Raw genomic sequence first — 15,322 nt, forward strand, 5'->3', positions numbered from 1 at the left:
TTAAAAAGATAGGCAACTCCGAAATCAAAAAAATATTCCTAGCAAAACCCCGATGATGATAATTACCGGGGTTTTTATTTTGGTAAAATGTAGTAGTAAAAAAGTGCCTGCCATAAGCCCGTAGGCTATCCAGTTACCGCCAAACGGCCGTACTAATAAAATAAAAGCTGTGGCCATAAAACCTACCGCTACTGCGCTGATACCGCTTAATGAGTTTTTAATACGGGTTATTTTTTTTAGGTCCTCCCAAAAGGGTACAATAAATAGGATGAGAATCAAGCCGGGCGTATTTACGCCGATAACCGCTACAATACTGCCAATGATTTGTCCGCCAATGCCATATCCTTTATTGCCTAAAGTAATACCTCCCAAAAAAGAGGTAAAGGAAAACGTTGGCCCTGGGAGCGCCTGCTGCAAGGCATAACCAGAGAGGAACTCCGAATTGCTGAGATAGTGCTTAACCTCTACAAACTCGGTATACATGAGGGGGACCATTACCTGCCCGCCGCCAAATATCAAGATACCGTTACGATAAAAGTTCTCAAATAAGCGAATGGGTAAACTAAATGGGGAGGTTTGATTGATGATAGCACCCAAAGCAGCAAAGAATAACAAAATCCCAATAAAATAGGCCACTTTATTGGGGTTTACATTGGAGTACAGTTTAACACGTAATTCATTCTCCTGGGGCTGCGTTTCCATTGCGGATGATATGATACCACCCAGTAAAACCAATAACGGAAAAGCATAGGCATTTTGTAGAATAAGCGTTGCTATGAACGATGCGATAGCCAGCATAGTGCTTACCCTCGTTTTCAGGAATCTGTGCGCAAAGCTGTAAGTAGCATAGGCCACAATTCCCACCGCCATAGGCTGTATATAGCTAATGATGTGAGCAAATTGAGCATGGTTGGCAAACATTTTATAACTGATAGCAGCCATCGCCATAATGGCGGCCGAAGGTAATATCCATATCAGGAAGGTAATAAGGGCTAATTTCAGTCCTCCTACTTTCCAGGCTATGCCCACCAGGGTTTGGGTTGATGATGGCCCGGGTAACACTTGCGACAGAGCATTAAGCTCCATTAGCTCATCCTCCGTAATATAGTGTCTCTTTTCAACAAATTCCCGTAGTAATACAGCTATGTGCGCTTGTGGGCCGCCAAAAGCCGTAAACGTATAGATCAATACATCGCGAAGAAATAGAAGGTGCCGGTTTTTCATTAATTGTTTAGTTCATAGTTGATGGTTCATTGTTCATAGTGATAAGTGAATGATATAGTACTACTACTATAATCCATCAACTATGATCTATGAGCTATTTAATAATCATCGTCGTCTTCTTCTATGCCTTTCGCTTGCCGATAAACAGCCTGTAATTCCGAAAACGCGTGGTTATCGCGCTTCTGTTTGGCAATGGTCATGCCGTTTTCGTAGGTGGTTATGGCATCCGGTTTACGGTTCAGGGCCTCGTATAACTTACCTAAATGATAATAAGTGCCCACATAAGCAGGGTGATTTGTCACCAGATCCTCATAATAAGTCAAAGCCTTATCTGCCTGATTCAGACGTAAATATTCGGTAGCGAGGGCGTATTTTAAAAATTCGTCCCCCGGTTCATTCTTTATAAATTCTAATAGCTTATCCAATCTGCTCAACTCCATTTTAAACTCTATCTTTTTTAATTAAATTTGCAAAAACCTATTGATATGAAGATCCTGGTATGTGTAAGTAATGTTCCTGATACCACCACAAAAATAACCTTTACAGATAATAACACCCAATTTAATACAAATGGTGTTCAATTTATACTAAACCCTTATGATGAGATAGCGCTTTCGCGTGCTATTGAGTTAACCGATGGTGGTAAAGGTTCGGTAACGGTTATTAATGTTGGTGAAGTAAATACAGAGGCCACTATCCGCAAAGCACTTGCTATCGGTGCTACAGACGCGGTGCGTATTAACGCCAAACCTCATGATGCCTGGTACGTGGCGTACCAGATAGCGGAGTATGTGAAAGCCAATTCGTTCGACCTTATTTTAACCGGCCGCGAATCTATTGATTACAATGGATCGAAAGTAGCTGGTATGCTGGGCGAACTGCTCGATCTGCCCTCGGTATCTATCATTAAAAAACTGGATGCTTCCGATAAGGAAGCTACTGTTGAGCGTGAAATTGAAGGCGGTAAAGAAATCCTGACTATTCCCTACCCTTTTGTGGCCGGTACAGCCGAAGGTGTTGCGGAGCCAAAAATTCCCAATATGCGAGGCATCATGTCGGCCCGTACCAAACCATTAGCTGTTATTGAACCGGTGGACGTAAAAACGAATTCGGAAGTGCTCAGTTATGAAACTCCCACCCCTCGTGGACAAGTGAAACTGGTACCTGCTGATGAGACCGCCAAACTGGTAGAGCTTTTGCATACCGAAGCGCGTGTTATTTAATTAATTCAAATCTATTCCAAGAAACACATAAGTATATGTCAGTTTTAATATATGCGGAAAATGCCAGCGGTAAATTCAAAAAGTCAATTTTTGAAGCAGTTACCTATGCCCGTGCCATTGCCGATCAAAATAACACCAACCTGGTTGCCATTTCCATTGGCGATGTAGATGCTGCAGAGTTGTCTGCTTTAGGTAAATACGGCGCCGAAAAAGTGCTGAACGTATCTAGCGATAAACTCAAGAACTTTGTGAACCAGGCTTATGCTTCTATCATTGCCGAAGCTGCTAAAAAGCAAGGATCCGATATTGTAGTATTATCCAATACCTTTTCTGGTCGTGGTTTAGCGCCAAGGTTGGGCGTAAAGTTGCAGGCTGGTGTTGCCGATGGCGCAGTAGCACTACCGGAGCAAAATGGTGGTAAATTCACTATCAAAAAAACAGCGTTCTCGGGCAAGGCATTCGCTATTGTGGAGTTAACATCTGCCAATAAGGTTATCGCTTTGGTACCCAATTCTTATAAAGTGGTGGAAACCGGCGGAACTGCCCAGGTTGAAGATTTTGCTGCTGAAACCAAGGATTCTGATTTTAAAGCGATGATCAAAGAGATCGTGCGTTCAACAGATAAAATATCCTTACCGGATGCGGAAATTGTTGTTTCTGCCGGACGTGGCCTTAAAGGACCTGAAAACTGGGGCATGGTAGAAGAACTCGCCGAACTACTTGGCGCTGCCACAGCGTGCTCTAAACCAGTGTCAGATGCCGGGTGGCGCCCGCACAGCGAACACGTTGGTCAAACGGGGATAGCTGTCAGTCCAAATTTGTATATTGCGATAGGAATTTCAGGTGCTATTCAACACCTGGCAGGTATCAGTTCTTCAAAAGTTATTGTGGTGATCAATAAAGATCCGGAAGCTCCATTTTTCAAAGTGGCAGATTACGGTATTGTTGGCGACGCATTTGAAGTTGTACCTCAATTAATAGCAGCCGTTAAAGAATATAAAGCTTCAGCATAAATTATTAAGTGCGATGGGTAATAACATGAAAAAAATTAAGCTGGATATTGTCGGGTTATCATATAGTCAAACACAATCGGGCGCTTACGCTTTAGTTTTAGGCGAGGTAAGCGGTCGCCGCCGGCTCCCTATCATTATCGGCAGCTTCGAAGCACAGGCCATAGCTATCGAGATAGAGAAAATGACCCCAAGCCGCCCGCTTACGCACGATCTGTTCAAGAGTTTCGCGCAGGCTTACCAAATAGAGGTTCAGGAGATCATTATTTATAACCTGGTGGATGGGATATTCTACTCTAAATTGATCTGCAATGACGGTAAGCGCTCTGTCGAGATCGACGCCCGCACATCTGATGCCATCGCGGTAGCTGTAAGGTTTGATTGCCCGATTTTTACCTACGAGTTTATTCTTTCTACCGCGGGTATTGTAATTGAAGGTAATGATTTTGTTTATCTCGAAAATATCAACGAAACGCAGGAAGAAAAATCTGTAGGTGCAACCGTCGGCAGCGGATTTGCTTCGTTAAGTATCGACGAGCTTAAAACCAAATTACAGGAAGCACTCGCCGAAGAATCATACGAAAAAGCCGCGAAAATCCGTGACGAGTTGAACAAGCGAAAAGCTTCATAAGCAAAAACAGATAAATGCGATGTCAATAGTTATCTGGCAATCGTTTTATTTTGAAAATCAATTATTAGGCAAATGTAATTTTAGAAAAACCGTGTTTTATAGTTTTTTGATTTACATTAATTTCACTACTTTCCGTTTTTAATTTAACACAGACTATTATTATTTAAACCAGGCACCCTATGAGTATTAAGTTTCGCTTAATAGTGATGAATTTTATGCAGTATTTTATATGGGGTTCATGGCTGCTTACTATAGGAGTATACTGGTTTCAAAATAAGCACTGGTCGGGCGAACACTTTGGCGCCATTTTTTCAACCATGGGTATTTCGGCTATTTTTATGCCTGCTCTCACCGGTATCATTGCCGACCGCTTTGTAAATGCCGAAAAGCTATACGGACTGATGCATATTTTAGGGGCAATTACCTTATTTTGTATCCCGTTGGTAAATAACCCATTCACTTTTTTCTGGGTAATGCTGCTTAATATGGTCTTTTATATGCCAACCTTGTCATTATCCATAACTGTGGCTTTTTCAGCGTTAAAAAATAGTGATACGGATATCGTAAAAGATTACCCGCCTATCCGGATATGGGGAACTATCGGCTTTATTGCCGCGTTGTGGACGGTCAGCCTCACCCATAACGAAACCTCGGCCAATCAATTTTATATTGCTTCGGCTATGGCGCTTACACTGGGTATCTATTCGTTTACATTACCAAAAGCTCCTCCTCTTTTAGCTAAGGTTGCCAATAAATCGTTTGTAGAATCATTAGGTTTAAAAGCCTTCACTTTATTCAAAGTACCAAAGTTTACTATATTTTTTGCTTTCTCGTTATTATTAGGCGCGGCCTTACAGCTTACAAATGCCTACGGCGATACTTATATTCATGATTTTGCTAATGTGTCTGCATATAAAGATACTATAGCAGTAAAATACCCCGCCATTATCATGTCGATATCCCAGATCTCCGAAACGCTGTTCATCCTGGCTATTCCTTTTTTCCTGCGTAGATTCGGTATCAAGTATGTGATGCTGTTTAGTATGTTGGCCTGGGTATTACGGTTTGGGCTTTTTGCCTTTGGCGATCCGGCAAGTGGCTTATGGATGATCATTGGTTCTTGTATCGTATACGGAATGGCCTTTGATTTCTTTAATATTTCGGGTTCATTATTTGTGGAAACGCAAGCCTCTCCCGAAATAAGGGCCAGCGCCCAGGGGCTTTTTATGATGATGGTGAACGGATTTGGCGCCTTTTTTGGAAGTATTGGGAGCGGATTTATTATTGACAAATTTTTCACCCATGCCGATCATAGTAAAAACTGGCATGGCATCTGGCTTACATTTGCAGCTTATGCCCTGGTTATAGCGGTTATTTTCCCATTCATATTCAGGTATAAGCATAACGCGGCATTAAAACATGCCATTGCACACGCGTAAAACAAAACAATCATAAAAATAAAAAGCCGGTTTTTAAGCCGGCTTTTCTGTCTGTATAAAAATTTAGGTTGATAATACTATTTCTTTCCAATCGCGTATTGTATTCCACCCAACAGATGTTTCAGATACAAAGGATCAGCGTATGATTCATCGGTGTGGCCCAACTCGGTATAAAAAGCTCTGCCGCCATCAAAGCTGTGATACCAGGCCATAGGATGGTTATCGCCGTTTTCTCCGCCTGTATAGCTTTTCTCGTCTATTTTGATTAGGACGTGCAAATCGTCAGCTATCCATTTATAGTTGTACCATTCGTCCCAGCGTTTCCAGGTTTCGGGCAAATGTTTGGTAGCTATAAAATTACGGTCGACCACATTCAGCGTAGCCTCCTGCTGTTTGGGATGGCTTTTAAAATAAGCACCTACCAGTTTACCATACCAAGGCCAATCATACTCGGTATCGGTAGCCGCATGTACGCCGACAAAGCCACCGCCTGCTTTAATGTATTGCTCAAAAGCTGTTTGCTGAGTATCATCCAGTACATTTCCAGTGGTGCTTAAAAATATTACCGCGGCATATTGTTTTAAATTAGCCGTGGTAAACTTTTGGGCATCAGTGGTGCTGTCCACATCAAAGTTATTCTCCTGCCCCAGTTTCATAATCGCTGGTACACCAACAGCTATCGAGTTATGATGAAAACCAGCGGTTTTGCAAAAAATGAGCACTTTGGGTTTTGCCTTTGCATAAAGAAATATCGGACTTAATAACAAACAAATAATAAGTAACTTTTTCATGGATGTTTTTTATATGTAGAGACACATCACATGTGTCTCTCGGTTATAGATTTGAAATTCAAACTATCAGGAGACACATGTGATGTGTCTCTATAAATACGTCTAAATATTCCCCTTTTTCAATTCTCCAACAGCAAAATTTGCTGCGCGGGCGGTTAGCGCCATATAAGTTAATGATGGGTTCTGGCAGGCTGATGAAACCATGGCTGCTCCATCGGTACAGAATACATTCTTAGCATCCCAAACCTGGTTATGAGCATTCAAAACAGATGTTTTAGGATCAAGACCCATACGGGCCGTGCCCATTTCATGGATACCATCACCCACGTTATGACCACGGTCATGCGTTTTTACATTTTTAACACCCGCGCTTTCCAGCATTTCCTTAGCCTCTTTTACAATATCAACCCGCATTTTATGCTCGTTATCCCTGATGATAGCATCCATGGCTAAAATAGGCAGCCCCCATTTATCCTTCCGGCTTTTATCCAGGGTGATCTTATTATCGTGATAAGGCAGCAATTCACCAAAACCACCAATGCCTATTTCCCAGTCTCCGGGTTCGGTTATTGCGTCCTTGTATTGCGCACCTATGTTTAGTTCCGCTATCTCCCGGCTCCAGCCTGTACGGCTCGCTCCGCCCTGGTAGCCAAAACCACGCAGGTAATCACGTTTATCGCCAAATAAATTGGCAAACCGTACCACGTATATACCATTAGCCCTGCGGCCATAATAATATTTGTCCTCAAAACCTTCTACTTGGCCAGATGCACCCAGGTTATAATGATGATCCATAATGTTGTGCCCCAGTTCGCCGCTGCTGCTGCCCAATCCATCGTGCCAAACATCGGTTGCGGAATTCATCAACACCCAGGCACTGTTTAAGGCCGAGGCGTTCAGAAATACAATCTTGGCGTAATACTCATAGGTTTGATTAGTTTCAGCATCAAGCACTTCAACGCCTGTTGCCTTTTGCGTATCCTTATCATACAATATTTTGGTAACTATAGAGTATGGCCTAACGGTTAGGTTACCGGTAGCCAAAGCCGCCGGTAAGGTAGACGATTGCGTGCTAAAGTATCCGCCAAAAGGACAACCTTCCCAACACCTGTTACGGAACTGGCATTTGGTACGACCTGGTATAGCCGCGGTAAGATTGGCCACACGACCGATGATCATGTGTCTTGTATTATTATAATTCTTTTTAAGGCGAGCGGCAACATCCCTTTCTATCCAGTTCATATCCATGGGCGGAAGGTAATGCCCGTCGGGCAATTGCTCCAAACCCTCTGATGAACCGCTTATGCCGGCAAATTTCTCTACATGATCATACCAGGGTGCAAGATCTTTATAACGGATGGGCCAGTCAATTGCCCAGCCATCTTTGGCATTGGCTTCAAAGTCATGATCGCTCCAGCGGTAGCTTTGTCTGCCCCACAAAATGGAGCGACCGCCTAACTGGTATGATCGCCACCAATTAAAGGGTTTAACCTCGGTATAAGGTGCATCCTGCTCATTGGCCCAATAATCCATAATGGGTTCGTAAGCACCCCAGCCACGTGATATTACCGGTCTAACCTTGCGTTGGGCCTGTGTGGGGCTGCCACGATGCGGCATATCCCAGGGATTGTTGCTGGCGCTTTTATAATCCTTGATATGCTCAAAATTACGACCGCGTTCCAGCATAATGGTTTTCAGGCCTTTTTCGGTTAATTCTTTAGCCGCCCAGCCGCCGCTAATGCCAGAGCCAATAACTATGGCATCATAGGTATTATCGGCTTTAGCCTTGCCGTTTACATTGTTTAATGGCATAATTTCAATAAAATTAAAGGTTGGTTTTGCAATTGGATAAACAATTATATCAATTAAAACTAAACAAAACAATGAAGTGTCAATAAAAAACAATCGATTGTAATTAAGGAGTTACAATCGCCTCCTGGCAAAATATCATACAGATCACATATAATCATATTCTGGCCGGGTTGCCTCGCAAAACAACGGCAGTTTTTCTATTTTTACGTTCCTTTAATTCCTGCCTATGCTTACTGTAAGTGAACTATATATTTACCCGATAAAATCATTAGGAGGCATATCATTACCATATGCAGAGGTTACCGATCGCGGTTTAAAATACGATCGCCGCTGGATGCTGGTTGATGAGCAAAATCGTTTCCTTACCCAGCGGGAATATCCACAAATGGCATTACTAAAAGTACAGGTTGAAAGCAGTGGGCTATTGGTTACCCATCATCTGAACGGCTCGGTTGTGATACCACTTGAACAGCACGAGTCTAATAAACAGGAAGTAGTGATTTGGGACGATACCTGTGCCGGCGTATTTGTAGATATTGAACTGGATAATTGGTTTAGTGCTGCCCTTGGGATAAAATGCAGATTGGTGCACATGCCCGAAGATACCCGCCGTGAGGTAGACCAACGGTACGCACGCGCAGGCATGATCACTTCTTTTGCCGATGCCTACCCCTTTTTAATGATAGGCCAGGCCTCGCTTGATGATTTGAACAGCCGCATGACTGAGCCTTTGCCGATGGACAGGTTCAGACCCAATATTGTTTTTACAGGCGGGGATGCATTTGATGAGGATCTGATGAACCATATACAAATAGCCGGTATTGATTTTTATGGGGCTAAACTTTGTGCGCGCTGCGTACTCACCACCATTAATCAGCAAACAGCTGTTAAGGCTAAAGAACCATTAAAAACATTAGCTAAATACCGTTTGATGAACAACAAGATATTGTTTGGACAAAATTTAGTTCATGAAGGAACAGGCGTGATTACTGTTGGCGACACTTTAAACGTGCTAAGTACCCATACCGAAGAAAGATTCATGGTACCCCAAAAATGAAGAGACATATTGGACATATTGCTTTAGTAGTCGCCGATTATGACGAAGCTATTGCCTTTTATACCCAAAAACTTGGTTTTGTACTCGTAGAGGATACTATTTTAAGTGAAGCAAAAAGATGGGTATTGATTGCTCCCGCCGAAAATGCGCAGTGTACAATTTTGCTCGCAAAGGCTGCCAATGATAAACAAAAGCTGGCCATAGGCAACCAATCGGGGAAACGGGTATTCTTGTTTTTATATACCGACGATTTCTGGCGCGATCATGAGGCGATGACAGCCAAAGGCATCAACTTTGTGCGGCCACCCCTTGCCGAGGATTATGGCATAGTTGCCGTTTTTGAGGATCTTTATGGTAATTTATGGGACTTGATACAACCAGCTGAGAAACAACAAACCACATGAAACCAACCGTCACCATTGAATATTGCCCCAAATGTAACTGGATGATGCGTGCAGCTTACATGGCACAGGAACTGCTCACCACTTTTACCGATGATGTGTATGGTGTAACCCTGCACCCAAGTGATACAAGCGGAAAATTTACCATCAGCGTTAATGACATGGTATTGTTCGACAGAAAAGAACAGGGACGCTTCCCGGAGATCAAAGAATTGAAACAATTGGTACGCGATAAAGTAAACCCGGATAAAAGTTTGGGACATTCTGAAAAAGAGAGGCAAGAATAAAGAGTCAAGATGAGTAATGGTGATGGATTAACTTTCCCCTTGTCCTGATTCTTGGCTCTTATTTCTTGATTCTGTATCAATATACTTGTATCCTATAGTATTACTCGATATTTTTATTTATAATTAACAAAATTGTTATTTACCTTTGTTAGTTTTATTTTAGAAAATGCTATCCAAAAAAACAAAGTACGCAATTAAAGCATTGGTGATCCTGGGCAAGAACAGAGATCAACCGCCAATGCAGATTTCAAAGATCGCAGAGGCCGAACGTATCCCCAAAAAGTTCCTGGAGCAAATACTGCTGGATTTGCGCAACGCGGGTTTCCTGTACAGTAAAAAAGGTGCAGGTGGTGGCTACAGCCTAAACCGCGATCCAAAAGATATTTATCTGGTAAGCATTATGCGTATAACTGATGGCCCTATTGCTATGGTACCCTGCGCCAGTCTTAACTTTTATCATAAATGCGATGAGTGTCACCAGGAAACTACTTGCGGCATCCGTGATGTATTTGTTGATGTGCGCGATGCTACGTTAAAAATACTTAGCGAAACCAGCATAGCTGATATCATCTCCCGGGAACAGACGCTTATCCACACTTAAAAAATCTCACCAAACTGTAAAAAGGTAACTTTTTTCAATTAAATTCTACCAATTCTCTATAGTATGTATATATTTGGGGAATGAATACCCTCAATAAGAATATTTACTACAAAAATCTGATGTGTTATTGCGTGAGAGACAATAGGACTTGGCTATAATTTTTGTATTAACCATATACGCCTCTTTAGCCTAAGCCAAAGAGGCTTTTTTATAATTGATTAAACGATAAGATATGCAAAGCTTCAGAACGGAACTGGAGAACCCGATAGTTGAGAAAGATATTATTGATCTTGAAAAAAAGATCAGGGCCTTTCGTGAAGGCAAAATTCACGATGAAAAGTTCAGAAGTTTGCGCCTGGCCCGTGGTATTTACGGGCAAAGGCAGCCGGGTGTTCAAATGATACGTATTAAACTACCATTTGGCAAAATTACTTTCAAACAGTTAGTGCGTATTGCAGATATATCCGATGAGTATGGAAGCCGTAACCTGCACCTGACTACCCGCCAGGATATCCAGATCCATTATGTGAGTCTGGAACGTACGCCTGAGCTTTGGGCCAAGCTGGAGCAGGATGATATTACCCTGCGCGAAGCTTGTGGTAATACCGTAAGAAACGTTACCGCCTCCCCTGCTTCGGGTATCGATCCGCAGGAGCCATTTGATGTATCGCCGTATGCGCATGCTACTTTTGAGTACTTTTTGCGTAACCCGGTATGCCAGGAAATGGGTCGTAAGTTCAAAATCTCTTTTTCATCAAGCGATGCCGATACGGCTTTTTCCTACATCCATGATATCGGCGTTATCCCCAAGCTGAAAAGCAACGGCGAGCGTGGTTTTAAAGTGCTTTTAGGGGGTGGTTTGGGCGCACAGCCCTTGTTGGCCAGCATTGTAGAAGAGTTTTTACCAGAGGATCAACTGATCCCCTATATCGAAGCTATTATCCGGGTATTCGACCGTTACGGCGAACGCAATAACCGTAACAAGGCCCGCATGAAATACCTGATCCAGAAAATTGGATTGGAAGAAGTGCTGCGTCTGGCCGAGATTGAAAGAACAGCCATCAAAGTAAAAAGCTACCCTATTAACCGCGATGCGGTTCCTCAACCTGTGCTTCCGGAGCAAACCACTTTTGCCGAAGTAAGTATCAGCAATCCGTTCCGTTATGAACAATGGCTCGCTACCAACGTATTTGAACAAAAGCAAACGGGTTTTTATGGTGTGTACATCAAAGTTCCGGTTGGCGATATCTCTTCAGATACTGCCCGTGAGTTGGTGAAGGTTTTACAGCCATTGGTTGCCGATGAAATCCGTGTCACCCAGAACCAGGGCTTATTATTAAAATTCGTGCGTAAAGAAGCATTGCCTGCTTTATATGAAGGTTTGGCTAAACTGGAGTTGGCTGCTCCCGGTTTTGACAGTGTGGCTGATGTGACTACCTGCCCTGGTACCGATACCTGCAACCTGGGTATCTCCAACAGCATGACCATGGCCCGTGTACTGGAAGACCTGATCTATAACGAATACGAAGATTTTATTTATAACCGCGATATCAAGATAAAAATAAGCGGTTGTATGAATTCCTGCGGTCAGCATGGTTTGGCGCATATTGGTTTTCATGGCAGTTCGCTTAAAGCCGGCACCAAGGTATTGCCTTCTGTACAGGTGATGCTGGGCGGCGGTACTGTTGGTGACGGCATTGGTCGTGCGGCTGACAGGGTGATCAAAGTGCCATCGAAAAGAGCTACTGATGTTTTAAGAACTTTGCTTGATGATTATAAAGAACTTTCAACAGAAGGCGAACTGTACAACGATTATTATGACCGTCAGGGAGGTAAAGATTATTTTTACCGCCTGCTCAAACCCCTCGCCGATCTCACCAGCCTTACCGATGATGAGTTTGTTGACTGGGGTCACCAGGAAACCTTTGTTACCGCTATTGGCGTTGGCGAGTGTGCCGGTGTGATCATCGACCTGGTAGCTACCCTGCTGTATGAGTCGGAAGAAAAGCTGGGCTGGGCTAATCAATCGTTCCAGGCTGGCGCATGGTCTGATGCTATCTATCATTCCTACAATACGCTGTTAAGCTCAGCAAAAGCGTTATTGCTGGATAAAAGCGTTAATACCAGTACACAGGCAGCGGTTATTCGTGAGTTTGATGCCAATTATGTAGAAAAAGGTGAATTTGATATAGAAGGCAGCTTTAACGACCTGGTATTGCAGATCAATCAGCATGAACCTTCAGAAGAATTTGCGACTGCTTATTTAGCGCAAGCCACCGAGTTCTTAGAAAAAAGTAAAGCAAAAAGAGAGGCTTTGGTACAATAATAAAGACCGTTAAAAAGTATAGTAAAGCATGACATTATTGCCCAAAGATAGCAACATAGCCAAGGTTCAGAACCAGGATACCGGGGGCAATCAATTGTTTCCTGTGTTTTTAAAGCTGAACGATCTGCATACCGTGCTGGTGGGTGGTGGTCATGTGGGTTTAGAAAAACTGACCGCTATTTTAAATAACAGTACACAGGCTAAAGTAACCGTAATATCCCGCGAGTTTTTACCGGAGGTACACGAACTGGCTTCACAATATGAAGGCTTAACCATTGTGCAAAAATCATTTGCCGATGATGACCTGAACGATGCGGAAGTGGTAATTGCTGCCACTAACGACAGCGATCTGAATAAATACATCCGCCAGGCAGCTCATGACCGTAAACTGCTGATCAACGTGGCCGACAAACCCGAGCTTTGTGATTTTTACCTGGCATCAATCGTTCAAAAAGGTAATCTGAAGCTGGCTATATCTACCAATGGTAAATCGCCAACTATAGCCAAACGCCTAAAAGAAGTGCTCAACGAAAGTATCCCCGATGAATTGGATACCACGCTGCAGCAAATGAGCGAGTTGCGCAATACCCTCACCGGCGATTTTGCCGACAAGGTTAAAACCCTGAATAAAGTAACCTCAATACTGGTTGAGCCTAAAGTAACCGTCAATAAGAATTTTATCTGGCTCATTTGGTCAACCATTATCATTTCTATAGCCGTTGTTATCGCTGCCTTATATTACAGGGAGCCTCAGTTTAAGTCATTTGTAGAAGGTGTACCACCACAGTTCTATTACTTTTTGGGAGCTGGCTTTTTGTTTGCGCTTATCGATGGCGCTATAGGCATGTCATACGGCGTTACTTCTACCACTTTCTCCCTGTCAATGGGTATCCCGCCGGCCTCGGCCAGTATGGGTGTCCATTTGTCAGAAATTATGAGTTGTGGTATTGCCGGCTGGATGCATTACCGCATGGGTAACATCAACTGGAAATTGTTTAAACTCCTGGTGATACCGGGCATTATTGGCGCTGTTACAGGTGCTTATCTCCTATCCTCATTAGAGCATTACAGTCAGTATACCAAGCCTGTAGTGTCTTTATATACATTAATACTTGGACTGGTAATCCTGTCCAAAGCATTCAATGTTAAACGTAAAAGATCGGCCGATAAAGTTAAACGTATTTCATTATTAGGTTTAGGCGGCGGCTTTATTGACGCTGTTGGCGGCGGCGGCTGGGGATCTATTGTGCTGTCAACTTTGATCGCCGGTGGCCGTAGTCCGCGTTTTTCATTGGGCACGGTAAAATTATCCAGGTTTTTTGTAGCTATCATGGGCTCCTTAACCTTCATCAGCATGGTAAGCAGCGACCATTGGCCTGCTGTGGCTGGTTTAATATTGGGCAGCGCGCTGGCATCACCTATCGCGGCTCGTATCTCTAATAAAATATCAACAAAAACCATCATGGTTTCTGTGGGCATTATCGTGATACTGGTTAGTATCAAATCGATAATTTCCTTTATTACAAAGGTTTTGTAACATGAGTGAAGTAATAAAACATATAAAACACATTACTGCAGGTCTGGAACCTGCTGAAGCTTTGGCTAAATTGGCAGAGCTGTTTCCCGGCGAAATCGTATTCTCTACCAGTTTTGGCTGGGAAGATCAGGCTATCAGCCACATGATATTTGCCAATAAGCTTCCTATCAAGGTTTTTACATTAGAAACAGGAAGACTCTTCCGTGAAACATACTCCGTTTGGAACAGTACCATGGACAGGTATAAACAGCCTATCCATGCCTATTACCCCGACCGCGACCTACTGGAAGAAATGGTGAATAAAAAAGGTCCTAACAGCTTTTATGAATCGGTAGAGAACCGTAAAGAGTGCTGTGGTATCCGTAAGATAGAACCCTTAAAACGTGCGCTGAAAGGCAATAAATTGTGGATTACCGGTATCCGTTCCGATCAGTCGGCCAATCGTCATGACATGGAAAATGTAGAATGGGACGAACAAAACCTGTTGGTTAAGTTCCACCCTATTTTCGACTGGACACTGGAGGATGTAAAGGCTTATATCAAACAATACAACATTCCCTATAATTCACTGCATGACAAAGGCTTTCCCAGCATTGGCTGTATGCCTTGTACACGTGCTGTTGCCGAAGGCGAAGATTTCCGAGCCGGCCGCTGGTGGTGGGAAGATCAGTCCAAAAAAGAATGCGGTTTGCATGAGGTAAAACAACATTGATAAAGACATTTTTAATAATACACTAAAGCCGGACAACCAAATAATCTTCCGGCTTTTTGTGTTTTTAGTCTGCTTTCCAAAATTCCATCATGTCATTTCGAACGAGGAACGAGGAGAAATCTTCTTCGCCATACAATTGGGGCTTTGTATGCAGCAGAAGATTTCTCACTATCGTTCGAAATGACAGGGGGGAGAATCCATCCCCCACAAAAAAGCGGATGAGCATCGCTGCCCATCCGCCTTAAAAACTATATAAAACGTATTAAAAAAA

Annotated in this window: 15 protein-coding genes; 11 read left to right on the plus strand and 4 right to left on the minus strand. The window is 43.0% G+C overall.

Features of this window, described 5'->3' with window-relative positions; genetic code table 11:
* Nucleotides 1-24: 24 nt before the first annotated feature.
* A complete protein-coding gene (gene chrA, locus BW976_RS10475; RefSeq protein WP_076373176.1) occupies nt 25-1,224 on the minus strand; it encodes a chromate efflux transporter in 1,200 nt (399 codons plus the stop codon).
* A 98-nt stretch (nt 1,225-1,322) separates the two neighbouring features.
* Complete coding sequence (locus tag BW976_RS10480) at nt 1,323-1,664, minus strand: tetratricopeptide repeat protein (RefSeq protein WP_076373178.1); 342 nt, start codon at nt 1,662-1,664, stop codon at nt 1,323-1,325.
* 45 nt (nt 1,665-1,709) lie between these two features.
* Here BW976_RS10480 and BW976_RS10485 point away from each other — a divergent pair, with 45 nt between their 5' ends.
* The 4 genes from BW976_RS10485 to BW976_RS10500 all read left to right on the plus strand — a co-directional run bounded on the left by BW976_RS10485 (nt 1,710) and on the right by BW976_RS10500 (nt 5,527).
* Nucleotides 1,710-2,447, plus strand: coding sequence for an electron transfer flavoprotein subunit beta/FixA family protein (locus BW976_RS10485; RefSeq protein ID WP_076373180.1), 738 nt, complete (start codon nt 1,710-1,712; stop codon nt 2,445-2,447).
* A 35-nt stretch (nt 2,448-2,482) separates the two neighbouring features.
* The gene (locus BW976_RS10490) at nt 2,483-3,460 is read left to right on the plus strand and encodes an electron transfer flavoprotein subunit alpha/FixB family protein (protein ID WP_076373182.1); all 978 of its coding nucleotides are present in this window, start codon (nt 2,483-2,485) and stop codon (nt 3,458-3,460) included.
* A gap of 25 nt (nt 3,461-3,485) precedes the next feature.
* Nucleotides 3,486-4,088: a bifunctional nuclease family protein gene (locus BW976_RS10495; protein WP_076373369.1), complete on the plus strand. Its 603-nt coding sequence runs from the start codon at nt 3,486-3,488 to the stop codon at nt 4,086-4,088.
* A 179-nt stretch (nt 4,089-4,267) separates the two neighbouring features.
* Nucleotides 4,268-5,527, plus strand: coding sequence for a nucleoside permease (locus BW976_RS10500; protein ID WP_076373184.1), 1,260 nt, complete (start codon nt 4,268-4,270; stop codon nt 5,525-5,527).
* 77 nt (nt 5,528-5,604) lie between these two features.
* Here BW976_RS10500 and BW976_RS10505 read toward each other — a convergent pair whose 3' ends face one another.
* Both BW976_RS10505 and BW976_RS10510 read right to left on the minus strand, forming a co-directional pair.
* Complete coding sequence (locus BW976_RS10505; RefSeq protein ID WP_076373186.1) at nt 5,605-6,318, minus strand: ThuA domain-containing protein; 714 nt, start codon at nt 6,316-6,318, stop codon at nt 5,605-5,607.
* A 102-nt stretch (nt 6,319-6,420) separates the two neighbouring features.
* Nucleotides 6,421-8,130, minus strand: coding sequence for a GMC oxidoreductase (locus BW976_RS10510; protein WP_076373370.1), 1,710 nt, complete (start codon nt 8,128-8,130; stop codon nt 6,421-6,423).
* A gap of 226 nt (nt 8,131-8,356) precedes the next feature.
* Here BW976_RS10510 and BW976_RS10515 point away from each other — a divergent pair, with 226 nt between their 5' ends.
* From BW976_RS10515 to BW976_RS10545, 7 genes are all read left to right on the plus strand, one after another.
* On the plus strand, nt 8,357-9,187 hold the full coding sequence (locus BW976_RS10515; protein WP_076373188.1) for an MOSC domain-containing protein: 831 nt from the start codon (nt 8,357-8,359) through the stop codon (nt 9,185-9,187).
* A complete protein-coding gene (locus BW976_RS10520; protein WP_076373190.1) occupies nt 9,184-9,591 on the plus strand; it encodes a VOC family protein in 408 nt (135 codons plus the stop codon). The genes BW976_RS10515 and BW976_RS10520 overlap by 4 nt, the downstream gene beginning before the upstream one ends.
* Nucleotides 9,588-9,875, plus strand: coding sequence for an Rdx family protein (locus BW976_RS10525; RefSeq protein ID WP_076373192.1), 288 nt, complete (start codon nt 9,588-9,590; stop codon nt 9,873-9,875). Before BW976_RS10520 ends, BW976_RS10525 begins: the two co-directional genes overlap by 4 nt.
* Nucleotides 9,876-10,041: 166 nt before the next feature.
* Nucleotides 10,042-10,476 carry an RrF2 family transcriptional regulator gene (locus BW976_RS10530; protein WP_076373194.1) on the plus strand — a complete coding sequence of 145 codons (435 nt, stop codon included), beginning with the start codon at nt 10,042-10,044 and terminating at the stop codon, nt 10,474-10,476.
* Nucleotides 10,477-10,708: 232 nt separating this feature from the next.
* Nucleotides 10,709-12,802 carry a nitrite/sulfite reductase gene (locus tag BW976_RS10535; RefSeq protein ID WP_076373196.1) on the plus strand — a complete coding sequence of 698 codons (2,094 nt, stop codon included), beginning with the start codon at nt 10,709-10,711 and terminating at the stop codon, nt 12,800-12,802.
* A 28-nt stretch (nt 12,803-12,830) separates the two neighbouring features.
* The gene (locus BW976_RS10540; protein WP_076373198.1) at nt 12,831-14,339 is read left to right on the plus strand and encodes a TSUP family transporter; all 1,509 of its coding nucleotides are present in this window, start codon (nt 12,831-12,833) and stop codon (nt 14,337-14,339) included.
* Between the two features lies 1 nt (nt 14,340).
* Nucleotides 14,341-15,051 (plus strand): phosphoadenylyl-sulfate reductase, encoded by a 711-nt coding sequence (locus BW976_RS10545; protein ID WP_076373200.1) that lies wholly within the window; start codon nt 14,341-14,343, stop codon nt 15,049-15,051.
* The last annotated feature ends 271 nt before the right edge of the window (nt 15,052-15,322 follow it).

The sequence above is a fragment of the Mucilaginibacter lappiensis genome, assembly GCF_900155965.1.
GTDB classification, from domain to species: Bacteria; Bacteroidota; Bacteroidia; order Sphingobacteriales; family Sphingobacteriaceae; genus Mucilaginibacter; species Mucilaginibacter lappiensis.